Source organism: Burkholderia thailandensis E264, from assembly GCF_000012365.1.
Classification (GTDB): domain Bacteria; phylum Pseudomonadota; class Gammaproteobacteria; order Burkholderiales; family Burkholderiaceae; genus Burkholderia; species Burkholderia thailandensis.
Map to the genome: position 1 here is coordinate 1987628 of NC_007651.1, position 23759 is coordinate 2011386.

Annotated in this window: 23 protein-coding genes; 12 read left to right on the top strand and 11 right to left on the bottom strand. The window is 67.6% G+C overall.

Going from position 1 to position 23759, the window contains the following annotated elements; genetic code table 11:
* The 8 genes from BTH_RS21250 (at position 1) to astE (ending at position 9888) form a co-directional block, all read left to right on the top strand.
* Positions 1–795: an ABC transporter ATP-binding protein gene (locus BTH_RS21250; protein WP_011402162.1), complete on the top strand. Its 795-nt coding sequence runs from the start codon at positions 1–3 to the stop codon at positions 793–795.
* 21 nt (positions 796–816) lie between these two features.
* Entirely contained in the window at positions 817–1860 is a 1044-nt protein-coding gene (locus BTH_RS21255; protein ID WP_011402163.1) for a GlxA family transcriptional regulator, read from the top strand.
* An 806-nt stretch (positions 1861–2666) separates the two neighbouring features.
* Positions 2667–3902 (top strand): aspartate aminotransferase family protein, encoded by a 1236-nt coding sequence (locus BTH_RS21260; protein WP_009890063.1) that lies wholly within the window; start codon positions 2667–2669, stop codon positions 3900–3902.
* A gap of 44 nt (positions 3903–3946) precedes the next feature.
* Positions 3947–5005: an arginine/ornithine succinyltransferase subunit alpha gene (gene aruF, locus BTH_RS21265; protein ID WP_009890064.1), complete on the top strand. Its 1059-nt coding sequence runs from the start codon at positions 3947–3949 to the stop codon at positions 5003–5005.
* Positions 5002–6033: an arginine N-succinyltransferase gene (astA, locus tag BTH_RS21270; RefSeq protein ID WP_009890065.1), complete on the top strand. Its 1032-nt coding sequence runs from the start codon at positions 5002–5004 to the stop codon at positions 6031–6033. Before aruF ends, astA begins: the two co-directional genes overlap by 4 nt.
* 4 nt (positions 6034–6037) lie before the next feature.
* Positions 6038–7501: a succinylglutamate-semialdehyde dehydrogenase gene (gene astD, locus BTH_RS21275; RefSeq protein WP_009890066.1), complete on the top strand. Its 1464-nt coding sequence runs from the start codon at positions 6038–6040 to the stop codon at positions 7499–7501.
* Between the two features lie 13 nt (positions 7502–7514).
* Positions 7515–8855, top strand: coding sequence for an N-succinylarginine dihydrolase (gene astB, locus BTH_RS21280; RefSeq protein WP_009890067.1), 1341 nt, complete (start codon positions 7515–7517; stop codon positions 8853–8855).
* Positions 8839–9888, top strand: coding sequence for a succinylglutamate desuccinylase (astE, locus tag BTH_RS21285; protein WP_009890068.1), 1050 nt, complete (start codon positions 8839–8841; stop codon positions 9886–9888). Before astB ends, astE begins: the two co-directional genes overlap by 17 nt.
* 46 nt (positions 9889–9934) lie before the next feature.
* On the opposite strand, the gene BTH_RS21290 is transcribed toward astE, so the two are convergent.
* Positions 9935–10546 carry a glutathione binding-like protein gene (locus BTH_RS21290; RefSeq protein WP_009890069.1) on the bottom strand — a complete coding sequence of 204 codons (612 nt, stop codon included), beginning with the start codon at positions 10544–10546 and terminating at the stop codon, positions 9935–9937.
* 121 nt (positions 10547–10667) lie between these two features.
* Between BTH_RS21290 and BTH_RS21295 the strand changes: the two genes are divergently transcribed.
* Positions 10668–11576 (top strand): LysR family transcriptional regulator, encoded by a 909-nt coding sequence (locus BTH_RS21295; RefSeq protein ID WP_009890070.1) that lies wholly within the window; start codon positions 10668–10670, stop codon positions 11574–11576.
* A gap of 267 nt (positions 11577–11843) precedes the next feature.
* Positions 11844–12638: an ABC transporter substrate-binding protein gene (locus BTH_RS21300; RefSeq protein WP_009890071.1), complete on the top strand. Its 795-nt coding sequence runs from the start codon at positions 11844–11846 to the stop codon at positions 12636–12638.
* Positions 12639–12860: 222 nt separating this feature from the next.
* Here the strand turns inward: BTH_RS21300 and BTH_RS21305 are convergent, their stop codons facing one another.
* The 5 genes from BTH_RS21305 to cyoA all read right to left on the bottom strand — a co-directional run bounded on the left by BTH_RS21305 (position 12861) and on the right by cyoA (position 18092).
* Positions 12861–14093: a fatty acid desaturase gene (locus BTH_RS21305; protein ID WP_045592547.1), complete on the bottom strand. Its 1233-nt coding sequence runs from the start codon at positions 14091–14093 to the stop codon at positions 12861–12863.
* Positions 14094–14247: 154 nt separating this feature from the next.
* Positions 14248–14580, bottom strand: a complete 333-nt coding sequence (cyoD, locus tag BTH_RS21310) for a cytochrome o ubiquinol oxidase subunit IV (RefSeq protein ID WP_009890073.1) — start codon at positions 14578–14580, stop codon at positions 14248–14250.
* Positions 14581–15186, bottom strand: a complete 606-nt coding sequence (gene cyoC / locus BTH_RS21315; protein ID WP_009890074.1) for a cytochrome o ubiquinol oxidase subunit III — start codon at positions 15184–15186, stop codon at positions 14581–14583.
* On the bottom strand, positions 15186–17198 hold the full coding sequence (gene cyoB, locus BTH_RS21320; protein ID WP_009890075.1) for a cytochrome o ubiquinol oxidase subunit I: 2013 nt from the start codon (positions 17196–17198) through the stop codon (positions 15186–15188). The genes cyoC and cyoB overlap by 1 nt, the downstream gene beginning before the upstream one ends.
* A 3-nt stretch (positions 17199–17201) precedes the next feature.
* Positions 17202–18092, bottom strand: coding sequence for a ubiquinol oxidase subunit II (cyoA, locus tag BTH_RS21325; protein ID WP_009890076.1), 891 nt, complete (start codon positions 18090–18092; stop codon positions 17202–17204).
* A gap of 387 nt (positions 18093–18479) precedes the next feature.
* On the opposite strand from cyoA, the gene BTH_RS21330 reads away from it, so the two are divergent.
* On the top strand, positions 18480–18905 hold the full coding sequence (locus BTH_RS21330) for a bacteriohemerythrin (protein ID WP_009890078.1): 426 nt from the start codon (positions 18480–18482) through the stop codon (positions 18903–18905).
* A 147-nt stretch (positions 18906–19052) separates the two neighbouring features.
* Here the strand turns inward: BTH_RS21330 and BTH_RS21335 are convergent, their stop codons facing one another.
* A complete protein-coding gene (locus BTH_RS21335; RefSeq protein ID WP_009890079.1) occupies positions 19053–19538 on the bottom strand; it encodes an RrF2 family transcriptional regulator in 486 nt (161 codons plus the stop codon).
* A gap of 189 nt (positions 19539–19727) precedes the next feature.
* On the opposite strand from BTH_RS21335, the gene BTH_RS21340 reads away from it, so the two are divergent.
* Positions 19728–20024, top strand: a complete 297-nt coding sequence (locus BTH_RS21340; RefSeq protein ID WP_009890080.1) for a DUF2249 domain-containing protein — start codon at positions 19728–19730, stop codon at positions 20022–20024.
* Between the two features lie 229 nt (positions 20025–20253).
* On the opposite strand, the gene sufT is transcribed toward BTH_RS21340, so the two are convergent.
* Genes sufT through BTH_RS21360 form a run of 4 tightly spaced genes read right to left on the bottom strand, consistent with a single transcriptional unit; the run spans position 20254 to position 23756 of the window.
* The gene (sufT, locus tag BTH_RS21345) at positions 20254–20802 is read right to left on the bottom strand and encodes a putative Fe-S cluster assembly protein SufT (RefSeq protein ID WP_009890081.1); all 549 of its coding nucleotides are present in this window, start codon (positions 20800–20802) and stop codon (positions 20254–20256) included.
* The gene (sufU, locus tag BTH_RS21350; protein ID WP_009890082.1) at positions 20799–21290 is read right to left on the bottom strand and encodes a Fe-S cluster assembly sulfur transfer protein SufU; all 492 of its coding nucleotides are present in this window, start codon (positions 21288–21290) and stop codon (positions 20799–20801) included. Before sufU ends, sufT begins: the two co-directional genes overlap by 4 nt.
* Positions 21287–22525, bottom strand: coding sequence for an aminotransferase class V-fold PLP-dependent enzyme (locus BTH_RS21355; protein WP_009908974.1), 1239 nt, complete (start codon positions 22523–22525; stop codon positions 21287–21289). The genes sufU and BTH_RS21355 overlap by 4 nt, the downstream gene beginning before the upstream one ends.
* On the bottom strand, positions 22518–23756 hold the full coding sequence (locus tag BTH_RS21360; RefSeq protein WP_009890084.1) for a SufD family Fe-S cluster assembly protein: 1239 nt from the start codon (positions 23754–23756) through the stop codon (positions 22518–22520). The genes BTH_RS21355 and BTH_RS21360 overlap by 8 nt, the downstream gene beginning before the upstream one ends.
* Positions 23757–23759 lie beyond the last annotated feature (3 nt).

Here is a 23759-nt window from a genome sequence, read left to right on the forward strand (position 1 = left end):
TTGGCAGAGACCACGACCACGAATGCCGCGTGCAAGCTCGAGGCACGGGACATCCACAAGCGCTACGGCGACAACGAGGTGCTCAAGGGCGTGTCGCTGAACGCGAAGGCGGGCGACGTGATCAGCATCATCGGCGCGAGCGGCTCGGGCAAGAGCACGTTCCTGCGCTGCATCAACTTCCTCGAGCGGCCGAACGCGGGTCAGATCGTCGTCGACGGCGAGGCGGTGCGCACGAAGACCGATCGCGCGGGCAATCTCGAAGTCGCCGATCACAAGCAACTGCAGCGAATCCGCACGAAGCTCGCGATGGTGTTCCAGCACTTCAATCTGTGGGCGCACATGAACGTGCTGGAGAACGTGATGGAAGCGCCGGTGCACGTGCTGGGGATATCGAAGCGCGAGGCGGAGGATCGCGCGCGCGAATATCTGGAAAAAGTGGGCCTGGCGCCGCGCGTGGAGAAGCAATATCCGTCGCACCTGTCGGGCGGGCAGCAGCAGCGCGTCGCGATTGCGCGGGCGCTGGCGATGCACCCGGACGTGATGCTGTTCGACGAGCCGACGTCGGCGCTCGATCCGGAGCTGGTCGGCGAAGTGCTGAAGGTGATGCAGAAGCTCGCGGAGGAAGGCCGGACGATGATCGTCGTCACGCACGAGATGGGCTTCGCGCGCAACGTGTCGAATCATGTGATGTTCCTGCATCAGGGGCGCACCGAGGAAGAGGGCGATCCGGCCGAGGTGCTCGCGCGCCCGCAGAGCGAGCGCCTGAAGCAATTCCTGTCGGGCAGCCTCAAATAACGGCCGACGCCGCAGGTCGTGATGTCCGTGAATCGTCCAGCGAGTTCAGCCCGCACGATACAGGTGGCGATCGTCGCGCTGCCGCCCGTGTCGATGTCGGGTGTCGGGCCGATCGTCGACGCGCTGAATCTCGCGAACGAGATCGACGGGCGTTTGCTGTACCGCTGGCAGGTGTGCTCATGGGACGGCCGCGCGGTGCCGCTCGCGGGCGGTGCGCAATGGCATGCCGACGCCGCGTTCAACGACGCGATCGTCTGTGATTGGCTGATCGTCATTAGCGAGCGGTTCCAGCAGTTCGCCGACTACAGGCTCTTTCTCGCGAGTCTCGCGCGGGTTGGCCAGCGCACGCCGCTCGTGACGGGCATCCATCACGGCGTGTGGTGGCTTGCGATGGCGGGGCAGCTGTCGGGCTACCGGGTCAGCGTGAACTGGGAGACGTACCAGCAGTTCGCCGAGCAGTTCGAGCGCTCGATCGTCACGCAGCAGATCTTCGAGATCGACCGCGATCGCGCGACGTGCGCGGGCGGCCAGGCGAGCGTCGACTTCATGCTGGCGATGATCGGCCGCGACCAGGGGCCCGAACTCGCGGAGCGGATTGCCGACGCGCTCGGCACGGGGCCGCTCAGAAGCGGCGAGGCGCGCCAGCGGATTCCGTTCGTGACGGCGCCGGGCGAGCGGCACCCGCGGTTGAACGATGCGTTGCTGCTGATGGAGGCGAATATCGAGGATCCGTTGACGACCGACGAGATCGCGGGGCTCGTGGGCGTGTCGCGCAGGCAGCTCGAGCGGCTTTTCAGGCAGTATCTCGGCGCGATGCCGTCGAAGTACTACCTCAATTTGCGGCTCCTGAAGGCGCGCACGCAGTTGCAGCGCACGAGCAAATCGGTCGTGCAGGTCAGTCTCGCGTGCGGGTTTTCTTCCGCCGCTCATTTTTCCAATGCCTATCGGGAGCGGTTCGGCGTCACGCCGCGCGAGGATCGGCGGGCCTGGCTCGAGAAGCAGCATGGGGGCGTCGAGCCGCCTCGGGCGGGGGCGATGGTCGAGCGGCCCTCCGGGCGGGAATGAGTCGGGTCTTTTGGGTTTTTTGTCCGTTTTTTTCGAGGGCTTTTTTCGTGGTGAATGGCCTGTGATGTTAGCGGTCGGTTAGCGTTGCCCCTCCCCGGGGCGGGGGGCACTTTTCTTTGTCTTGCCAAAGAAAAGTAACCAAAAGAAAGGCGCTTTTTCCGCCCCGGCCTACGGCGGCATGCTCGTTCGTGTTGGCACGGCCCCTAACGTGTCGCGTCGGACCGGAACACGGAGCGGATCGCGCAGGGTCCGCGTCGCCGCGCCATCCAACAAAGCGGTATGCCTCCCGCCAGCTCCGTCCTCGCTGCGCTCGGACGATGGGCATATCAGGGCGATCTGCTCGGGATCGAATCATTTGCATGCCTTGCGATCGACAGGCACGCATCGTGCGGGGCGAGTCGTGCAACGACACATTGTGGTTTGCCGCGAATCCGGCGATAAAGCGGGCGGAAAGAGAAAGCGTAGCTCCCTTTGCTGTCCGCCCAAGGACGCGCCTTTCTTTTGGTTACTTTTCTTTGGCAAGACAAAGAAAAGTGACCCCCGCCCCGGGGAGGGGCAACGCTGACCGACCGCTAACATCACAGGCCATTCACGCAAACCCGAACACAACCGACAAAAAGACGCGGCCCATCGACCACGGGGCCCTTCACGAAAAAACACCCGAAAACGACCAACAAACAGCGCTGCCCACGGCAAGAGGCCAAACGAACCCCGTCCGATAAATCGCGTCGCAATTGCGCAAGACGCATCCCGCGCCGTTGCCTAAACTTGAATCTGTTACCTCTTACGAAACGAAAGGAATCGTCATGAAGAGCCCGAACGTGTCCCGCCAGACTTTCGACGAAGTGATGGTGCCGGTGTTTTCCCCCGCGCCGTTCGTCCCCGATCGCGGCGAAGGCTCGCGTGTCTGGGACACGGAAGGCCGCGATTATGTCGATTTCGCCGGCGGCATCGCCGTCACCGCGCTCGGCCACGGTCATCCGGAACTCCTCAAGGTGCTCGACGAGCAAAGCCGCAAGCTCTGGCACATCGGCAACGGCTACACGAACGAGCCCGTGCTGCGTCTCGCGAAGCGCCTCGAATCGCTCACGTTCGCCGACCGCGCGTTCTTCGCGAATTCCGGCGCCGAAGCCAACGAGGCCGCCCTCAAGCTCGCGCGCCGCGTCGCGTTCGAACGCCACGGCGCCGACAAGTACGAAATCGTATCGTTCCTCCAGTCGTTCCACGGGCGCACGTTCTTCACCGTCAGCGTCGGCGGCCAGCCGAAGTACTCCGAAGGCTTCGGCCCCGTGCCCGAAGGCATCAAGCATCTGCCGTTCAACGACATCGCCGCCGCCCGAGCCGCGATCGGCCCGAAGACCTGCGCCGTCATCGTCGAGCCGATCCAGGGCGAAGGCGGCGTGATTCCCGCCGATCCCGCCTTCCTCAAGGCGCTGCGCGAAGCGTGCGACGCGCACGGCGCGCTGCTCATCTTCGACGAGGTGCAAACGGGCGTCGGCCGCACCGGCCACTTCTACGCATACATGGACACGGGCGTCACGCCCGACATCCTGACCACCGCGAAGGCACTCGGCAACGGCTTTCCGATCGGCGCGATGCTCACCACCGAAGCGCTCGCCGCGCACTTCAAGGTCGGCGTGCACGGCACGACATACGGCGGCAATCCGCTCGCGTCGGCGATCGCCGAGAAGGTCGTCGAGCTCGTCAGCGATCCCGCGCTGCTCGAAGGCGTCAACGAACGCAGCGCGCGCCTCACGGCCACGCTCGAGAAGATCAACGCGCGCTTCAAGCTCTTCAAGGAAGTTCGCGGCAAGGGCCTGCTGATCGGCGCCGAGCTCGTCGGCGCGCTCGACGGCCGCGCGAAGGATTTCGTGTCGGCTGCGGCCGAGCACGGCGTCATCATGCTGATCGCCGGCCCGAACGTGCTGCGTTTCGCGCCGTCGCTCGTGATTCCGCTCGACGTGCTCGACGAAGGCCTCGCGCGCTTCGAGAAGGCCGTCGAGCAGGTGCTCGCCGCGCAGGCCGAAGCCGCGTCGCGCTGAGCCGGCTCGAACCGCCCATATCGCTGACGTAGACAGGAACGACGATGCTCTTCGTACGCCCCGGCAGACTCGCCGATCTCGACGCGCTCGCGCAGATGGCGCGCACCGCGCAACCCGTGCTGCACTCGCTGCCGCACGACCGCGCGGCGCTCGAAGCGCGCGTCGCGCTTTCCGAGGACTCGTTTCGCGCGGAAGTCGACTTCCCCGGCGAGGAGTTCTATCTGTTCGTGCTGGAGGACAGCGCGACGGGCAAGCTGCTCGGCACCGCGAGCATCGTTGCCGCGGCCGGCTACTCGGAGCCGTTCTACGCGTTTCGCAACGATGCGCTGATCCACGCGTCGCGCGAGCTGCACGTGAACCGCAAGATCCACGCGCTCACGATGTCGCACGAACTGACGGGCAAGAGCCGGCTCGCCGGTTTCTACGTCGATCCGTCGCTGCGCGGCGACGCCGCCGCGCACCTGATCTCGCGCGCACGGATGATGTACATCGCGGCGAACCGCAACCGCTTCACGCCCGAGGTGTTCTCGCTGCTGCTCGGCGTCACCGACGAGACGGGCGCGTCGCCGTTCTGGGAAGCGGTCGGCCGCAAGTTCTTCGGGCGCGACTTCGCTGCGGTCGAGATCGAGTCGGGCGGCCGCAGCCGCACGTTCATCGCCGAAGTGATGCCGACCTATCCGCTTTACGTGCCGCTTCTGCCCGAAGCCGCGCAACGCGTGCTCGGCGAGCCGAACGAGCATGCGCTCCTCGCGTACGACATCCACCTCGAAGAGGGCTTCGAGCCGGACCGCTACGTCGACATTTTCGACGCCGGCCCCGTGCTGACCGCGCAGGTCGATCGCACCGCGTGCGTGACGAAGCACGCCGATCGCACGGTGCGCGAGGCGGCGCGCGCGCACGGCGGCACCACGTATCTGCTGTCGAGCGGGCGCGGCGACGCGTTTCGCTGCGTGCTCGCGGACCTGCCCGACGACAGCGCTGACGCGCCGCTGTCCGCCGACGCGCGCGCGGCGCTCGGCGTCGCCGACGGCGACACGGTGCGCTGCGTGCCGCTGCATCAGCGCGACGGCCAACCGACGGGCCAACCAGGAGACGCAGCATGATCGTCGTTCGGGTCGTACAAACGGGCGACGTGGACGCGCTCGTCGCGCTCGCGCAGGAAACCGGACCGGGCCTCACCACGTTCAAGCCGGATCGCGACGCGCTCGCCGCGCGCATCGAGCGCACGCGCCGCACGCTCGACAATTTCGCGACGCCCGCCGAAGCCGGCTATTTCTTCGTGATGGAAGATTCGCAGTCGGGCGACATCGCCGGCGTATGCGGGATCGAGACCGAGGTCGGCCTCGCGCAGCCGTTCTACAACTACCGCGTGAGCACGGTCGTCCACGCGAGCCAGGATCTCGGCGTGTGGACGAAGATGTCGCTGCTGAACATCTCGCACGACCTGACGGGCTACGCGGAAGTGTGCTCGCTGTTCCTGAGCCCGCGCTACCGCACGGGCGGCTTCGGCGGCCTCCTGTCGCGCTCGCGCTTCATGTTCATCGCGCAGTTCCGCGAACGCTTTCCGGAGCGCATCTGCGCGGAGTTGCGCGGGCACTTCGACGACGACGGCACGTCGCCGTTCTGGCGCGCGGTCGGTTCGCACTTCTATCAGATCGACTTCAACGCCGCCGATTACCTGAGCTCGCACGGCCGCAAATCGTTCCTCGCGGAGCTGATGCCGCGCTTTCCGGTCTACGTCGACCTGCTGCCGCAGGACGCGCAGGACGTGATCGGCGTCACGCATCGCGACACGCTGCCCGCGCGCAAGATGCTCGAGGCGGAAGGGCTGCGTTATCAGAACCACGTCGACATCTTCGACGCGGGCCCCGTGCTCGAATGCCACGTGTCGGATCTGCGCACGGTGCGCGAGAGCGTCGTCGTGCCGGTCGCGATCGGCGCGATCGCCGCGCGCGACGACGCGCCGCGCTCGCTCGTGTCGAACACGTCGCTTGCCGATTTCCGCGTCGGCGTCGCGCCGGGGCTCGTCGAAGACGGCGCGTTCACGCTGTCGGCCGAGGACGCCGCCGCGCTGCGCGTGAGCGCGGGCGATCTCGTGCGCGTGCTGCCGCTCAAACCCAAACAGGGATAACGAAATGACTGAACTCTTCATCGACGGCGCCTGGGTTGACGGCGCGGGCCCCGTCTTCGCTTCGCGCAACCCCGGCACGAACGAGCGCGTGTGGGAAGGCGCGAGCGCGTCGGCGGACGACGTCGAGCGCGCGGTCGCGAGCGCGCGGCGCGCGTTCGCCGCGTGGTCCGCGCTCGATCTCGACGCGCGCTGCACGATCGTCAAGCGCTTCGCCGCGCTTCTCGTCGAGCGCAAGGAAGCGCTCGCGACGATGATCGGCCGCGAGACCGGCAAGCCGCTGTGGGAAGCGCGCACCGAGGTCGCTTCGATGGCCGCGAAGGTCGACATCTCGATCACCGCGTATCACGAGCGCACCGGCGAGAAGCGCGCGCCGATGGCCGACGGCGTCGCGGTGCTGCGGCATCGTCCGCACGGCGTCGTCGCGGTGTTCGGCCCGTACAACTTCCCGGGCCATCTGCCGAACGGGCACATCGTGCCCGCGCTCATCGCGGGCAACACCGTCGTGTTCAAGCCGTCGGAGCTCGCGCCCGGCGTCGCGCGGGCCACCGTCGAGATCTGGCGCGACGCGGGGCTGCCCGCGGGCGTGCTCAATCTCGTGCAGGGCGAGAAGGACACGGGCGTCGCGCTCGCGAACCATCGGCAGATCGACGGTCTCTTCTTCACCGGCAGCTCGGACACGGGCACGCTGCTGCACAAGCAGTTCGGCGGCCGGCCCGAGATCGTGCTCGCGCTCGAGATGGGCGGCAACAATCCGCTCGTCGTCGCCGAGGTCGAGGATATCGACGCGGCCGTGCATCACGCGATCCAGTCGGCGTTCCTGTCGGCGGGGCAGCGCTGCACGTGCGCGCGCCGCATCCTCGTGCCGCGCGGCGCGTTCGGCGACCGCTTCGTCGCGCGCCTGGCCGACGTCGCGTCGAAGATCACGGCCAGCGTCTTCGACGCCGATCCGCAGCCGTTCATGGGCGCGGTGATCTCCGCGCGCGCGGCGTCGCGCCTCGTCGCCGCGCAGGCGAGGCTGGTCGGACTGGGCGCTTCGCCCATCATCGAGATGAAGCAGCGCGATCCGGCGCTCGGCTTCGTCAACGCGGCGATCCTCGATGTGACGAACGTGCGCGAACTGCCGGACGAGGAGCACTTCGGCCCGCTCGCGCAGATCGTTCGCTACACCGATCTCGACGACGCGATCGCGCGCGCGAACGACACCGCGTTCGGCCTGTCGGCGGGGCTGCTCGCCGACGACGAACAAGCCTGGCACACGTTCCGCCGCGCGATTCGCGCGGGCATCGTGAACTGGAACCGGCCGACCAACGGCGCGTCGTCGGCCGCGCCGTTCGGCGGCGCGGGCCGCTCCGGCAACCATCGCCCGAGCGCGTACTACGCGGCCGATTACTGCGCGTATCCGATGGCGTCGGTCGAGAGCGCGCAATTGCAGATGCCCGCGAGCCTGTCGCCGGGCCTTCATTTCTGAGCAGGATGCGACGATGAACGCTAAAGAAGCCAATTTCGACGGGCTCGTCGGCCCGACCCATAACTATGCGGGGCTGTCGTTCGGCAACGTCGCGTCGCTGTCGAACGAGAAGTCCGATGCGAACCCGAAGGCGGCGGCGAAGCAGGGGCTGCGCAAGATGAAGCAGCTTGCCGACCTCGGCTTCGCGCAGGGCGTGCTGCCGCCGCAGGAGCGGCCGTCGCTGCGCCTGTTGCGCGAGCTCGGCTTCTCCGGCAAGGACGCCGACGTGATCGCGAAAGCGGCGAAGCAGGCGCCCGAGATGCTTGCCGCCGCGAGCTCCGCATCGGCGATGTGGACCGCGAACGCGGCGACGGTGAGCCCGTCCGCCGACACGAGCGACGGCCGCGTGCACTTCACGCCGGCGAACCTGTGCAGCAAGCTGCATCGCGCGATCGAGCACGAATCGACGCGCCGCACGCTTGCCGCGATCTTCGCGGACGAAGCGCGCTTCGCGGTGCACGACGCGCTGCCCGGCACGCCCGCGCTCGGCGACGAGGGCGCCGCGAACCATACGCGCTTTTGTTCGGAGTACGGCGCGCCCGGCGTCGAGTTCTTCGTGTACGGCCGCGCCGAATACCGTCGCGGGCCGGAGCCGACGCGCTTTCCGGCGCGCCAGACGTTCGAGGCGAGCCGCGCGGTCGCGCAGCGCCACGGCCTGCGCGAGGAGGCGACGATCTACGCGCAGCAGAGCCCGGACGTGATCGACGCGGGCGTGTTCCACAACGACGTGATCGCGGTGGGCAACCGAGACACGCTGTTTTGCCACGAGCGCGCGTTCGTCGACAAGCAGGCCGTGTACGACGCGCTCACCGCGTCGCTCGGGGCGCTCGGCGCGCGACTGAACGTGATCGAGGTGCCGGAGCGCGCGGTGAGCGTCGCCGACGCGGTGGGCTCGTATCTGTTCAACAGCCAGTTGCTCACGCGCGAAGACGGCCGGCAACTGCTCGTCGTGCCGCAGGAATGCCGCGAGAACGCGAACGTGTCCGCGTATCTCGACGCGCTCGCCGCCGGCAACGGGCCGATTCGCGACGTGCGCGTGTTCGATCTGCGCGAGAGCATGAAGAACGGCGGCGGACCTGCTTGCCTGCGGCTGCGCGTCGTGCTGAACGATGCCGAGCGCGCGGCGGTGAAGCCGAACGTGTGGATCGGCGACGCGTTGTTCGCTTCGCTCGACGCATGGATCGACAAGCACTACCGCGACCGGCTGTCACCCGCCGATCTCGCCGATCCCGCGCTGCTCGAGGAATCGCGCACCGCGCTCGACGAACTGACGCAGATCCTCGGCCTCGGCTCGCTCTATGATTTCCAGCGCTGATTCCGGCCGCGACGCCGCCTGGCTCGACGATTTTCTCGCGCTGACGCTCGCGGGCGGCACGCCGCCGGCGCACGCGGGCGAATGCGCGGCGCACGCGGTGCGCTGGCGCTGGCTCGGCGACGGCCTGCTGCAGTTCGAGCCCGTCGACGCGACGCGGCGCATGCAGAGCGTGCTCGTCTCGGCGGGCGTGCACGGCGACGAAACCGCGCCGATCGAGCTGCTGTCGATGCTCGTGCGCGACATCGCGCACGGCGCGCTGCCGCTGCGCTGCCGCCTCCTCGTCGCGCTCGGCAATCCGGGCGCGATGCGCGCGGGCGAGCGCTATCTCGACGACGATCTGAACCGGCTGTTCGGCGGCCGGCACGCGCCGCTCGCGACGAGCCGCGAGGCGCCGCGCGCCGCGCAGCTGGAGGCGGCCGCGTCGGCGTTTTTCGCGACGGCGGGCCGTGCGCGCGGCGCGCGCTGGCACATCGACATGCACACGGCGATCCGCGCCTCGGTGTTCGAGCAGTTCGCGCTGCTGCCGCACACGGGCGAGCCGCCGACGCGCACGATGTTCGAATGGCTCGGCGAGGCGAGGATCGCGGCGGTGCTGCTGCACACCGCGAAGGGCAGCACGTTCTCGCATTTCACCGCACAAACCTGCGGCGCGCTCGCGTGCACGCTCGAGCTCGGCAAGGTGATGCCGTTCGGCGCGAACGATCTGTCGCGCTTCGCGCGGGCCGACGCGGCAGTGCGCAATCTCGTGTCCGGCCGCCGGGACGCGGCGCGCGCGGCGCTGCCGCGCGTGTTCACGGTCGTCGACCAGATCACGAAGCAAAGCGATGCGCTCGAACTGTTCGTCGAGAAGGACGTGCCGAACTTCACGCCGTTCGCGCAGGGCACGCTGCTCGCCCGCGACGGCGATTACCGCTACGCGGTGCGGCACGCGCAAGAGCGCATCGTGTTCCCGAATCCGTCGGTGAAGCCCGGCCTGCGCGCGGGGCTGCTCGTCGTCGAGACGACGCTCGACACGCACGCGGCGCTCGCGTGAAGCGCGCGCCGCGCCCGGCGCGAAGCGGCCCGGCGCGTCTCGCGCGTCAGCGGCCGAGGCCTTCGGCCGCGAGCGCCTCCTTGACCTTCGGCCGCGCGGCCACCCGCTCCATGAACGCGACGACATGCGGATAAGGCGCGAGCGGGATGCGCAGGAAGTTCGACCAGTTCGCGACCGCGAACAGATACGCGTCCGCGACGGTGAAGCCGCCCGTCAAATAGTCGCGCGTCGCGAGATGCGCGTCGATTTCCCGCAGGCGGCGGTCGAGCTTGTCGAGACATTGCCGCCGCGTCGAGTCGGCGGTGTCGGCGTGAAAGAGCCACGGGCTGTACGTCTTGTGCAGCTCGGAGCTGACGAACGTCAGCCATTCGATCACCTCGTAGCGCGCCGGCGCGCCGTGCGCGGGAATCAGCGCGCCGACGCTCGCCAGATCGCCGATGCGCTGCAGCAGCGCGGCCGTCTCGGTATGGCGCGTGCCGTCGTCGAGTTCGACGAGCGGCACGTAGCCGCGCGGCGACACCGTGTAGTAGTCGCTGCCGTCGGCGGCGATCCGATGCTTCGACAGATCGACCTTGATGCTGTCGAACGGCAGGCCGGCCTCGGTGAGCGCGATGCGAATCGCGAGCGAGCATGCGCCGGGCGTGTAATAGAGCTTCATGACTGGGCGTTTCCTTGTGGTGACGAGGGGGCGAAGGGCGGGCGGCCTCGGCGGCGCGCCCGGAATACCCCGTTAAAATAGCAGCGACCGACTCCGACGATAACCGGCAAGGCGCCAAGCGATGCGTGCAGAAACGCAATACGAACTGACGGCCATCGACATGCAGACCGTGCTCGCGCTCGTGCGCGCGGGCACGCTCGCGGAGGCGGCGCGACGGATGAATCTCGATGCGTCGACCGTGTTCCGCACGGTGCAGCGCATCGAGCGCGGCCTCGGGCAGCGGCTCTTCGATCGCTCGAAGCGCGGCTACCGGCCGACGTCGCTCGGCAGCCGGCTCGCGCAGCACGGCGAGCGGATCGAGGCGGAGCTCGGCGCCGCGCGCATCGCGGCGGGCCCGGATACGGCCGCGCTCGCGGGCACCGTCCATGTGACGACGACGGACAGCGTGCTGTCCGGGCTGCTGCTGAACGCGCTCGGCGAGCTTGCCGCGCGGCACCCTGCGCTGCGCTTCGATCTCGACACGAGCAACGGCCTCGCGAGCCTCACGCGGCGCGACGCGGACATCGCGGTGCGCGCGACGAAGCGCGCGCCCGAGCATCTGATCGGCCGCGCGGTCGGCCCGCTGCGCATCGCGGTGTTCGCGAGCGCGTCGAGCCCGCTGCGCGCGGGCGATTTCGACGCGCTCGCACGATGCGATTGGGCGGCGCCCGACATCGCGCTGTCGAACCATCCGTCGGTGGATTGGCGCCGCCGCCGCTATCCGGACGTCGAGCCGCGCTATCGCGCGAACAGCGTCGTGTCGGTGTGCGAGCTCGTCGCGTCGGGTCTGGCGATCGGCGTGCTGCCGATGTTTCTCGCGAACGCGTACCCGGGCATCCGGCAAATCAGTCCGCCGCTCGACGACGCCGAGTCGCAGCTCTGGGTGCTCGCGCATCCGGACGCGCGTCACCTGCCGCACGTGTCGGCCGTCTACTCGCATCTGTGCGCGGCGCTTGCCCGCGCGCTCGCCGACGACGGCGGCCTGGCGTAGCCGGGCGAGCGCGCGGCAAACGCGCGCGTTGCGCGATTGCGACATCCTCTTGCGACTTTCGCCCGGAGCGCGCCGCGCATCCGCCGAGGCCGCGCTCGAGCGAGAGTTCGACGGCTCGGCTCGCGCGAGACGGTACAATCGCGACCTTGCGGCTGTTGCGCCGCATCACGGCCGCCCCGCGCGTTTGTCCGGGAATTTCGATGCTGCAATGATGCTGCGGTCCGGTCGTTGACTGACATTGTTCGTTCAAAGCGAGGAGAACACCTGATGAAGTTGAACTGGCGGAAGATGGCCGCGCATGCGGTGGTGACGGCCACGGCCCTGGCGGCAGGCAGCGCGTTCGCCGCCGATCTGAAGGAAATCCGCTTCGGCGTCGAGGCGTCGTATGCGCCGTTCGAATACAAGACGCCGGACGGCAAGCTGGCGGGCTTCGACATCGACATCGGCAACGCGGTGTGCGCGAAGCTGAAGGTCAAGTGCGTGTGGGTCGAGAACGCGTTCGACGGCCTGATCCCGGCGCTGCAGGCGCGCAAGTTCGACGCGATCAACTCCGACATGACGATCACCGAGCAGCGTCGGAAGGCGATCGATTTCACCGATCCGATCTACACGATCCCGAACCAGTTGATCGCGAAGAAGGGCAGCGGCCTGCTGCCGACCACCGCGTCGCTGAAGGGCAAGCGCGTCGGCGTGCTGCAGGGCACGATCCAGGAGGCGTATGCGAAGAAGCGCTGGGCGCCGGCGGGCGTCGAAGTCGTGCCGTACCAGACGCAGGATCTCGCGTACGAGGACCTGAAGTCGGGCCGCCTCGACGCGACGTTCCAGGATTCGGAGGCGGGCGCGAAGGGCTTCCTGTCGAAGCCGCAGGGCGCGGGATTCGCGTTCGCGGGCGATCACGTGAGCGACGCCGAGATTCTCGGCACGGGCGTCGGCTTCGGCCTGCGCAAGAACGACGCGCAACTGAAGAGCGCCGTCAATCAGGCGCTGAAGGAACTGAAGGCCGACGGCACGATCGACGGCCTCGCGAAGAAGTACTTCAGCGTGCCCGTGACGCTGAAGTAACGCGCCCGGCGGGCGGCTTGCCGCCGCGCCGCGACGGGTTCGAATCGACCGGCCGCGCAAGCGGCCGGTTGTGTTTCAGGGGCGCGGTGCGCGCCGCGCATGCGACGATGCTTGACCGTTGCGGCGAGCGCGGCGATTGTCGCGGCTGGCTGCGGCGAGCGCCGCAATCGGGGCGAATGACGAAGGCGGCGTGGCAATCCCGTCGCCGCGCGGCCGCCGGCGTCACGCGCCGCTCAGCCCGGTCGGCGCGTCGATCGGACGCTGCTCGGCCATCGGCGCATCCGCGCGCAGATGCGCGTCGCTCGTCGCGCGGCCGCGATAGTCGGTCCAGTGCCTGCGGCCGGTATCGTAGAGCTTGCAGCGCCGCGCGGTATCGAAATACCAGCGCCAGCTGAAGCGCTGCACGACGATGCGGCCCGGCAGCATCGCCTCGAGCTTTGCCTGCGCGTCCTTCAGCCCGTACAGCGGGATGCTCATGTCGACGTGGTGCGCGGTGTGCTCCATGATGTGATGCAGCAGCCCGCCGATGCCGAACGGGAACGTCAGGTGCAGCGTCGTCGACACGAACGGCGCCGCGCGCGACCACTCGGCGCGGTTCGCGTGCCACGAGATGCGCGGATCGGTATGGTGAACGTAGACGACGAAGCCGATCATCGAGCACCAGAACAGGAAAGGCACGGCGACGCCCGTGAAGAGCAGCAGCAGCGTCGGCTGCTGCGTCGCCGCGGCGATCTGGACGACCGCGCCGATCCACAGCGCGGCGAAGCCCGTGACGAGCAGGCAGTCGCGCCGGAAGATCGGCCGCGACGCGCCGAGGTAGGCCTTCGCCGGAAAGTACATCCGCAGCCACCAGATTTCGACGAGATAGTAGAGCCCCGGCGCCCAGCCGCTGCGATAGACGCGATCGAGCATGCGCCGCGCGGGCGACAGCGCCGCGTACTCGTCGGGCGTGAGCGGCGCCCATACGAAATCGAAGCCCTTCAGGTTCGTGTAGCCGTGGTGGACGACGTTGTGGCCGACCTCCCACAGGCTGTAAGGCGTGAGCGACGGCAGGAACGCGATGCGGCCGAGCCAGCGGTTGAGCCGGTGATTCGGCGTGAGGCTCTGGTGGCACGCGTCGTGGCCGATGATGAAGAGGCGCCCGGTGATAAAACCGGCCGCCATCCCGCAGACGATCTTCACGATGCTCGATGCCGCGAGCAGCGCGCCCGCGAACGCCGCGAAGAGCAGCAGATAGTCGACGACGAGCAGCACGATCGAGCGCGCGATCACGCGGTCGCCGAACGGCGTGATCCAAGCGCGGATGACCTTGCGGTGCGGCATCGGCTCGTCGACGCGAATGGGGGTGGAGGAGTCGTTCATGGAGTCGATCACACAAAGAGACGTCGATGCGCCGTTTCCCGCTGCTTTGCGATCCGCGGCGAAATCGCGGCGGCGGGCGAGGGCGGCGCGCATGCCGGTTGCCGGATCGCGATTGCGGTCGCGGCGCGTGCGGCACGGCAACAAGCGGCCGGACCGGCGCGGGGCCCGAATCCCCGTGCGCTCCGGCGGCAACACAAGGCGATGCCGTCCAACGCGGGACGGCATCGGCGGCGGGCGAAACGGCCCGCTATCGGGACATCATGTTCATGCTGACGTTGTGCATGACCCAGACCGTGCCGAAGATCAGGATCAGCGCGGTCAGCGCCGTGTAGCTGAACGCCATCACGTTCCAGCGCTGGCTCGACGACGTGTTCATATGCAGGAAGTACACGAGATGCACGACGATCTGCACGGCGGCGAGCACGGCGAGCGACACGAGCGCCTCGCGCGGCGGCAGCACGCCGCCCATCACGAGGCCGAACGACGCGGCCGTGAGCAGCACCGAGAGCACGAAGCCTGCGATATAGCCGCCGACGGTGCCGTGCGCTTCGTCGCCGTGGGTAGGATGCGAATGGGCCATTTAGATCACGCTCGCGAGATAGACAAAGGAAAACACGCAGATCCAGACGATGTCGAGGAAGTGCCAGAAGAGGCTCAGGCACGTGAGCCGGCGGATGTCGCGCTCGGTCAGCTCGGGGCGGCGCAGCGCCTGCACGACGAGCACGGCCATCCATAGGAGGCCAGCCGTCACGTGCAGCCCGTGCGTGGCGACGAGCGTGAAGAACGAAGACAGGAACGCGCTGCGCTGCGGGCCCGCGCCCTCGGCGATCAGATGCGAGAACTCGCGCAGTTCCATCGCGAGGAACGCCGCGCCGAGCACGAACGTCACCGCGAGCCAGCCGAACACCGCGCCGCGCCGCCGCTTGTGCGCGCCGATCATCGCGAAGCCGTACGTGATGCTCGAAAGCAGCAGCGCGGCGGTTTCGAGCGCGACGCCGGGAATGTCGAACAGGTCCTTCGCGGTCGGGCCGCCCGCGAACTGGTTGCCGAGCACCGCGAACGTCGCGAACAGCGCGGCGAACAGCACGCAGTCGGTCATCAGGTACAGCCAGAAGCCGAACACCGAATGCGACGGCGGGTGATCGTGAGATGCCGCGTGGTCGAGCATCATCGTGTTGTGCGACATCAGTTGACCTCCAGTTCGACTTCGGCCGGCTGCGCCGGCATGCGCGCGCCGGCGCGCTTCTCCTCGATCTTGCGGACCGTTTCGGCCGGGATGTAATAGCCGTCGTTGTCGCCCGCGCTGTACAGGATCACCGTCGCGACGATGCCGGCGAACGATGCGATCGCGAGCCACCAGATGTGCCATACGAGCGCGAAGCCGAGCACGAGGCTGAGCATGCCGATGACGAAGCCCGCGCCCGTATTCGACGGCATGTGGATGTCCTGATAGACGATCTTCCGGCCGTTGCCGACATCGAGGCCGTGCTCCTTGCGGTACGCGAGCTCGTCGAGCGCGTGCACGGTCGGGATCACCGCGAAGTTGTAGACGGGCGGCGGCGACGACGTCGCCCATTCGAGCGTGCGGCCGTTCCACGGGTCGCCCGTCGTGTCGAGGTAGCCGGGCTCGTTGCGCTTGCGCACCGCAACCCAGACCTGAGCGACCTGATGCAGCACGCCGATCGCGATCAGCGCGACGCCGCACGCGGCGACGATGAGCCACGGATGCCAGGCGGGGTTGTCATAATGATTCAGGCGGCGCGTCATCCCCATGAAGCCGAGCACGTAAAGCGGCACGAACGACACGTAGAAGCCGATGAACCAGAACCAGAACGCGCGCTTGCCGAGCTTCTCGTCGAGCTTGAAGCCGAACGCCTTCGGGAACCAGTAGTGAAAGCCGGCGAGATAGCCGAACACCACGCCGCCGATGATCGCGTTGTGGAAGTGCGCGATCAGGAACAGGCTGTTGTGCAGCACGAAGTCCGCGCCGGGAATCGCCATCATCACGCCCGTCATCCCGCCGAGCGTGAACGTCACCATGAAGCCGATCGTCCACAGCACGGGCGCGGTGAACTCGATGCGGCCGCGATACATCGTAAACAGCCAGTTGAAGATCTTCACGCCGGTCGGAATCGCGATCACCATCGTCATGATCCCGAAGAACGCGTTCACGTTCGCGCCCGAGCCCATCGTGAAGAAGTGGTGCAGCCACACGAGGAACGCGAGCACCATGATCACGCATGAGGCGTACACCATCGTCTTGTAGCCGAACAGCGGCTTCTTCGAGAACGTCGCGATCACTTCCGAATAGATGCCGAACGCGGGCAGCACGAGGATGTACACCTCCGGATGACCCCACGCCCAGATCAGGTTCAGATACACCATCGCGTTGCCGCCGGCGTCGTTCGTGAAGAAGTGCATGCCGAGGTAGCGGTCGAGCGCGAGGAGGGCGAGCGCGACCGTGAGAATCGGGAACGTCGCCATGATGAGGACGTTCGAGCAGAGCGCGGTCCACGTGAACACGGGCATCTTCATCAGCGTCATGCCGGGCGCGCGCATCCGGATGATCGTCACGAAGAAGTTGATCGCGGTGATCAGCGTGCCGACGCCGGATATCTGCAGCGCCCACAGATAGTAGTCGACGCCCACGCCCGGGCTGAACTGCAGCTCCGACAGCGGCGGATACGCGAGCCAGCCCGTCTGCGCGAACTCGCCGACGACGAGCGACACGTTCATCAGCAGCGCAGCGACGGCCGTCATCCAGAAGCTCAGCGAATTGAGGAACGGGAACGCGACGTCGCGCGCGCCGATCTGCAGCGGCACGATCAGGTTGAAGAGCCCGACGAGGAGCGCCATCGCCATGAAGAAGATCATGATGACGCCGTGCGCGGTGAAGATCTGATCGTAGTGGTGCGGCGGCAGATAGCCGGGGCCGTTGTACGCGAGCGCGAGCTGCAGGCGCATCATCACCGCGTCCGCGAAGCCGCGCAGCAGCATCAGCACCGCGACGACGATGTACATCACGCCGATCTTCTTGTGGTCGACCGACGTGAGCCATTCGCACCACAGCCATTTCCAGCGCTTCGTGTAGGTGAGCGCGCCGACGACAGACAGCGCGACGAGCGCCATGAGCGCGGCCGCGCCCATGATGATCGGCTGATCGAACGGGATCGCCGAAAGCGTCAATTTACCGAACATGCATTACCTCTTCGTCCGACAGGCGGCGTCCGTCAGATCGAGGACGTGACCGTTGTTGTACTTCGCGATGATGTTGTGAAAGAGCCGCGAGTCGACCGTCGAGTAGTAGCGCACCGGCTGCTTCTCGCTCGGCTGCGCGAGCTGGCTGTACGCGGTCATGTCGAGCCGGTCGGCCGACGCGCGCACTTTCGCGACCCACGCGTCGAAGGCGTCGCGCGACGTCGCGAGCGTGCGGAACTTCATGTCCGAGAAGCCGCGGCCGCTGTAGTTCGCCGAGATGCCGGCGAAGTCGCCCGGCTCGTCCGCGATCAGGTGCAGCCGCGTCTGCATGCCGGCCATCGCGTAGACCTGCGTGCCGAGCTGCGGAATGAAGAACGAGTTCATCACCGAATCGGACGTGATCCGGAAATTGATCGGCGTGCCGACGGGCACCGCCAGTTGGTTGACCGAAGCAATGCCGAGCTCGGGATAGACGAACAGCCACTTCCAGTCGAGCGCGACGACCTCGACGTCGATCGGCTTCACCGACGATTCGATCGGCCGGTACGGATCCAGCGCGTGGGTCGTCTTCCACGTGAGGATGCCGAGGAACAGAATGATCAGCGACGGCACCGTCCAGATCACGATCTCGATCGCGGTGGAGTGCGCCCACTTCGGCGCATAGGTCGCATTGCGGTTCGATGCGCGGTAGCGCCACGCGAACAGCAGCGTGAGGAAAATCACCGGCACGACGACGATCAGCATCGCCCACGTCGACGTCGCGATCAGCGACTTCTCCGCGGCGCCGATCGCGCCTTTCGGATCGAGCACGTGCAGCTCGCTGCATCCGGAAAGTCCCGCGACGAGCCCTAATCGCAGGATCGCGGACGCTCTACTCGTTATTCTTCGGACCATTGAATTTGCCTGGGTTTGTGATGAAGCGGGCCTGCCGAGACGCCGAAACGCATTCGCCGCGCTCGATGCGACATCCAGTCGCTTTGGCGGCGGAATGTAGCGGAATTTCACGGAGCGCATGTTGACGATTCGCAAACAACAATGGGGTTGAGGTCTTGATCTACGTTCAGACGAACTCGATGCGGGGGTGAAATCGCGCGTCGGAAAGCGGCGCGGGAGAAGAAGCGCCGGCGCGCCGGACACGCTGCGAGCGCGCGTGCGGCGCGGCGATCTTGTGCTGAATCAACGGGAACGCAGATCGACGAGCGAACGGTGGGCGCGGCATGTACCTTCGAGAAGGCGGCCCGTCAAGCCGCATCCCGAATCACGAACCATTTCGCCCTTCAGATGCAAGACATTTCAAACGAGCTGAAACCCGAGCTGAAGCTCGACGATCCGTTCGTCGATGCCGTTCACACGGAATTCGTCCAACTGCTCGACGCGGCCGCGCGCGCGGACGACGCGCATTTCCTGCAGGCGTACGACGCCTGGATCGATCATTGCCGGCAGCACTTCGAGCGGGAAGAGCGCTGGATGGCGAGCACGAAGTTCGGCCCGCAGTATTGCCATGCGGCCGATCACAACGAGGTGCTGAAAGTGGCGGCGGCCGTGCGCGAGAAGGTCGCGGGCGACGCCCAATTCGAATTGGGCCGCCGCTTGCTGGCGGAGGCGTCGGAATGGTTCGATCATCACGTCCGGACGATGGACTCGATGATGGTCTCCCATCTGAAGATGCTCAACTTCGCAATCGCCGACGTGCAGGCCGAGGTGTGACGCGATTGCGCTTTCACCCATCGCGATGCGGCGAAGGGGCGAAAGCGCCGAAGCAAAGCGAGCACGGCCGAATGTGCGGCGCGACGTTCGGCCGCCGCGTTCGCGCGCGACGCGCGCGCGGCGGCGATCAGCATTGGGGCTCGACCGTCATCGCGCGCGCGCGATCGACTTCGACGGCATCGCGACCGCGAATTCGTGCGTCCTTTCGGCCGCGCTCAATCCGTTCTTCGGCGGCGGGCCGACGAGATCCGCGAGCGTCGCGCCGTCGAGCTCCTTGAAGTACGCACGCAGTGCGCTGTCGAGCAGCCGCTCGAGCCGGCACTTCGCGGCGAGCATGCACGTGTTCGTGTTCCGGTCGAAGCACTCGACGAGACGGAAATCCGTTTCGGACGAGCGAATCACGTCGCCGATGCCGATGCGCTCGGGCGGCAGCGCGAGACGCACGCCGCCACCGCGACCGCGCGTCGTCTCCAGCGTGCCCTGGCGCGCGAGGCTGTTGACGATCTTCGTCAGATGATTCTTCGACACGTCGTGGCGCTCGGCGAGCTCCGCGATCGTGATGAGCCGGTCCGGATTCGACGCGCAGTACATCAGCACGCGCAGCGTGTAGTCCGTATATTCAGAGAGTCGCATACGTGGCAAAAAGATGCATGTATTGTGTTGCTATTGAGGGTGGTGCGCTATAACATGCGCAATACATGCACTTTATATAGTTAACGGCTGCATGTTGCAAGCCGGGTGAACGCTGAGCGCGTTTCCGGCGAACGGCGGGCGTTCCGCACCGGTCGCGCGCCGTGTCTTCCTCCCTTCAAGGACCATGCCATGAACGAGCAGTACGCATCCGTCATCGACGTTCGTAGGATTCCTCATCACAAGCGCCATGCGCTGATCTTCGGCACCTTCGATGCGTTGCCCGACGGGGAAGCATTGCAACTGATCAACGATCACGACCCGAAGCCGCTCTATGACCAGTTCGAGCAGCGCGCAGCCGATTCGTTCGAATGGACGTATCTGGAGGCGGGGCCGTCGCAGTGGCGCGTGCAGATCGCGAAGCGCGACGGCGCGCTCGGACCGGACGCGGGCGACAGCTGCTGCTCGGGCGGCGGCTGCGGCGGTTAAGGCGCACGGGGCGATGCGGCGCGATGCCCGCGAGGGGCGGCGCCGCGTCCCGCTGGCCAAGCGGCGCGCACGCGAATGCGCGGCGAGCGCCGCGCGAGGCCTCTTCGTTCGAATCGGTTCCGGTCGTACCGGAACACATCGACGCGAACCGCGCTCTCCAAATGAAACGCCCGCATGCGCGGGCGTGAGCGTATTCCGGATCGGCTTCAGCCAAGCGTGCTTCGCCGCGTCAAAGGCCGAGCGTCAGCATCGCCGTCTCCGACATTCTCGACCGATCCCACGGCGGATCGAACACCATGTCGACATTGACTTCGCCGACGAACGGCAGCGCGAGCACCTTGTCGGCCACCTCGTCGGCGAGCGCTTCTCCCATTCCGCAGCCGGGTGCGGTCAGCGTCATCGTGATCGTTACTTTCAGGCGGTCGTGTTCGGCTGGCTCGATCGCACAACCATAGATCAGCCCGAGTTCGACGATGTCGACCGGGATCTCCGGGTCGTAGCAGGTCTTCAGCGTTTGCCGCACGAACGCCTGCGCATCGTCGGGCGATACCGGGCCGTCCGGCACGTCGACCGGTTCGGGCGGCGGCTTGCCGATCGCATCGGCGTCGTCGCCGTGCAGTCGCACCATCTGGCCGCCGACGACGAGCGTGAAGTTCGTGCCGAGCGCCTGCGTGATGTCGGCGACGGTGCCCGCGGGCAAATCGAGCGGCGCGCCGGACGGCACGCATTCGACCGACACCTGCCGCTGCAGGACGACCGTTTCTCTCGAATGTCTCATGATGCGCTCGGCTCCGCGTCGGAAGGGGCGGCCACGCGCGTGTCGAGCGCGTGCGCGAGCGCATGCCAGCCGAGCAGCGCGCATTTGATCCGGCTCGGATAACGCTGCACCGCGGCGAGGCTCGCGAGTTTGCCGAGGTACGCTTCGTCGTGCCCGGCTTGGCCGGTGAGCACCGCGCGGAACCGCCGCTGGAGCTCGCGCGCGGCCTCGATGTCGCGGCCGATCACGGCTTCCGTCATCATCGACGCGGACGCGATGCAGATCGCGCAGCCGTGGCCGTCGAAGCGGATGTCGCCGATCCGGTCGCCTTCGATGCGCAACTGGACTTTCAGGTCGTCGCCGCATTGCGGATTGTGTCCGCGCGCTTCGTGCGTCGGCGCGGCGAGCTTGCCGAAGTGGCGCGGCGCGCGCTTGTGCTCGACGACGAGCTCCTGATAGAGCGTGCTTTGCGCGTCGCTTGGAACGGTGGGGGACGCAGTGGGATTCATCTCAGTACCTTCAATGCTTGCGCGACGCCCGCGACGAGGCGCTCGACCTCGTCGTGCGTGTTGTAGAGCGCGAACGACGCGCGCGTCGTCGGCCCGCAGCCGAGCCTGTCGAGAAGCGGCTGCGCGCAGTGGAAACCCGTGCGCACGGCGATGCCGCGCTCGTCGAGTAATGTGCCGATATCGTGCGGATGCGCGTCGTCGGCGACGAAGGACACGATCGCCGAAGGCGACTGCGGCGCGAGCACGGTCACGCCGTCGAGCGCCGCGAGACCCGCTGCGGCGTGATCGCGCAGCGCGCGCACGTGGGCATCGATCAGGGTGCGGCCGATCGCGTCGATATAGTCGGCGGCGGCCGCGATTCCGACCGCGCCGGCGACGTTCGGCGTGCCGCCTTCGAGCCGCGCGGGCAGCGCGGCGAACGTCGCGTCCGTCTCGCCGACCCAGCTCACCATGTCGCCGCCGAAGCGCAGCGGGACGAGCCGCTCGAGCGCGTCCCGGCGGCCGACGAGCGCGCCCGTTCCCATCGGCCCGTACATCTTGTGGCCGGAGAACGCCATGAAATCGCACGCGAGCTTTGACAGGTCCGGCACTTCATGGCCTACCGCCTGAGCGGCGTCGAGCACCGTCAGCGCGCCGGCCGCCCGTGCGGCGGCGAGCAGCGCCTCGTAGGGCGGCCGCTCGCCCGTCGCGTTCGAGCACGCCGTGACCGCGAACACGCGCGTGCGCGGCGTCAGCAATCGTTCGAGATCCTGCACATGCAGGCGGCCGTGCGAATCGGGATGCAGGATTCGCAGTGTCGCGCCGCAACGACGCGCGGCCATCTGCCACGGGACGAGGTTCGCGTGATGCTCGAGTGCGCTGACGACGATCTCGTCGCCTTCCCGCAGCACGGATCGCGTGTGGCCCGCGAGCGACAGCCCGTGCGCGACGAGATTCAGCGAATCGGTCGTGCCCGACGTGAAGACGAGCAGGTGATCGTCGCTTGCACCGACGAAGCGCGCGAGCGTGTCGCGCGAGCGCTCGTAGGCATCGGTGGCGCGTTGGCTGAGCGTGTGGACGCCGCGGTGGATGTTGGCGCGATCGTGCTCGTCGAAGCCGCGGATCGCGGCGAGAACGGGCTGCGGCACGTGCGTCGTCGCCGCGTTGTCGAGATACGCGAGCGGCGCGCCGTTCACGCGCTGCGCGAGCGCCGGGAAGGCGCTCGCCATCGTGGTCGAACGCAGCATGTCACCCATGATGCGCCTCCGCTTGTTCGGCGAGATGCCGGGCGACTTCGCGTGCGAGCAGCGCGTCGCCGCCGAGCGTCTCCAGTCTGCCCGGCGTGTCGATGCCGCGCGCGAGCGCGGCGTGCGCCATGCCCGCGACGATCATCGCCAGTGCGTCTCGGCGATCGAGGCCGCGCTGGCATGCATAGAAGAGCGCGTCTTCGGGCAACGCCCCCCAAGTCGCGCCGTGCGCCGCCTGAACGTCGTCGTGGTGGATCTCGAGGTGCGGACGCAATACGACGCGCGGCTCGCCGCCTGTCGGAATGCCGCTCAGGCGCTGCCGGAGATCGGCCCCCGACGCGCCCGCGGCGATCGACGAGAACGCGTTCGCGACGATCTGCGCGTGGCCGCCCGCGAGGGCGAGCGCATCGATCGCGCTTTGCGTATTCGGCGACGCATGCATCGCGCGCACCTGCTGCTCGAGCCTCGCGTGAGCGGACGCGAACAGCGCGCCGGATGCGCGACCCAGTGCGCGTTCGCCGCGCAGATCGAGCACCGTGCGTTGCAAGTGGTACTCGCTGCCCGACGCGAGCAGCGATTGCCGGTATTGCGCATCGTGCTCGATCCGCACGTGCACGTGATGGGCGATCCGATCGCGCGCGCCGGGCGTCGCGACGCGCAGATGGTCGAGTGTCGCGCCGGCGCCAAGCCGCACGTACGCGTGCAGGTTCTGCGTGATCGGGCCGCCGCGGCCGCCGGCGTCGTGCTCGTGCGATTCGACGAGCATGCAATGCGCGCCGGGCATCACGTCGATCACGACGAGCGGCGCTTCGACGCTCGCGTTCGATTGCAGCCGCAATTGCAGCATCACGGGCGCGCGATGCGCGGGGCCGCTGCCGATGCGCAGCCGCAAGCCCGCTTCGCACAGCGCGCGATGCGCCCAGAAAAACGGGGCGGCGTCGTCTTCGGACGACGTCGGCAAGTCCGCGAACAACGCGGCGCGCTCGGCGCAATCCGCGGCGCTGAGCCAGCATGCGTCGATGTGTTCGAGCGAGCCGGAGCCGACAGGCGCGAGCAGCCAGCCGGCGCGCGCGGCGGCGCTCGGCATGCGGTCCGCGCATGCTTGGCCGGTTTCGCCGCCGAGCCACGCGTCGGCCGCGGGCGGGGGCAGATGGCGGAACGATTCGTTGTGCCGCGAGATCCAGCCGCGTTCAGCGAGCTGCGCTCGCGCGGCGATCCGTTCGGTGTCTGTCGTCGTCATCGC

What these genes read in the sequence shown, in the direction of transcription:
- aruF (WP_009890064.1), top strand. Translation starts at nt 3,947, where the DNA reads ATGCTCTTCGTACGCCCCGGCAGACTCGCCGATCTCGACGCGCTCGCG.
- BTH_RS21295 (WP_009890070.1), top strand. Translation starts at nt 10,668, where the DNA reads ATGCGTGCAGAAACGCAATACGAACTGACGGCCATCGACATGCAGACC.
- sufU (WP_009890082.1), bottom strand. Translation starts at nt 21,290, where the DNA reads ATGAATCCCACTGCGTCCCCCACCGTTCCAAGCGACGCGCAAAGCACG.
- BTH_RS21355 (WP_009908974.1), bottom strand. Translation starts at nt 22,525, where the DNA reads ATGGGTGACATGCTGCGTTCGACCACGATGGCGAGCGCCTTCCCGGCG.
- cyoA (WP_009890076.1), bottom strand. Translation starts at nt 18,092, where the DNA reads ATGGTCCGAAGAATAACGAGTAGAGCGTCCGCGATCCTGCGATTAGGG.
- BTH_RS21360 (WP_009890084.1), bottom strand. Translation starts at nt 23,756, where the DNA reads ATGACGACGACAGACACCGAACGGATCGCCGCGCGAGCGCAGCTCGCT.
- BTH_RS21255 (WP_011402163.1), top strand. Translation starts at nt 817, where the DNA reads ATGTCCGTGAATCGTCCAGCGAGTTCAGCCCGCACGATACAGGTGGCG.
- BTH_RS21305 (WP_045592547.1), bottom strand. Translation starts at nt 14,093, where the DNA reads ATGCGCGCCGCCCTCGCCCGCCGCCGCGATTTCGCCGCGGATCGCAAA.
- BTH_RS21290 (WP_009890069.1), bottom strand. Translation starts at nt 10,546, where the DNA reads ATGAAGCTCTATTACACGCCCGGCGCATGCTCGCTCGCGATTCGCATC.
- cyoB (WP_009890075.1), bottom strand. Translation starts at nt 17,198, where the DNA reads ATGTTCGGTAAATTGACGCTTTCGGCGATCCCGTTCGATCAGCCGATC.
- BTH_RS21335 (WP_009890079.1), bottom strand. Translation starts at nt 19,538, where the DNA reads ATGCGACTCTCTGAATATACGGACTACACGCTGCGCGTGCTGATGTAC.
- astD (WP_009890066.1), top strand. Translation starts at nt 6,038, where the DNA reads ATGACTGAACTCTTCATCGACGGCGCCTGGGTTGACGGCGCGGGCCCC.
- cyoC (WP_009890074.1), bottom strand. Translation starts at nt 15,186, where the DNA reads ATGTCGCACAACACGATGATGCTCGACCACGCGGCATCTCACGATCAC.
- BTH_RS21260 (WP_009890063.1), top strand. Translation starts at nt 2,667, where the DNA reads ATGAAGAGCCCGAACGTGTCCCGCCAGACTTTCGACGAAGTGATGGTG.
- BTH_RS21340 (WP_009890080.1), top strand. Translation starts at nt 19,728, where the DNA reads ATGAACGAGCAGTACGCATCCGTCATCGACGTTCGTAGGATTCCTCAT.
- BTH_RS21300 (WP_009890071.1), top strand. Translation starts at nt 11,844, where the DNA reads ATGAAGTTGAACTGGCGGAAGATGGCCGCGCATGCGGTGGTGACGGCC.
- astB (WP_009890067.1), top strand. Translation starts at nt 7,515, where the DNA reads ATGAACGCTAAAGAAGCCAATTTCGACGGGCTCGTCGGCCCGACCCAT.
- astA (WP_009890065.1), top strand. Translation starts at nt 5,002, where the DNA reads ATGATCGTCGTTCGGGTCGTACAAACGGGCGACGTGGACGCGCTCGTC.
- sufT (WP_009890081.1), bottom strand. Translation starts at nt 20,802, where the DNA reads ATGAGACATTCGAGAGAAACGGTCGTCCTGCAGCGGCAGGTGTCGGTC.
- cyoD (WP_009890073.1), bottom strand. Translation starts at nt 14,580, where the DNA reads ATGGCCCATTCGCATCCTACCCACGGCGACGAAGCGCACGGCACCGTC.
- astE (WP_009890068.1), top strand. Translation starts at nt 8,839, where the DNA reads ATGATTTCCAGCGCTGATTCCGGCCGCGACGCCGCCTGGCTCGACGAT.
- BTH_RS21330 (WP_009890078.1), top strand. Translation starts at nt 18,480, where the DNA reads ATGCAAGACATTTCAAACGAGCTGAAACCCGAGCTGAAGCTCGACGAT.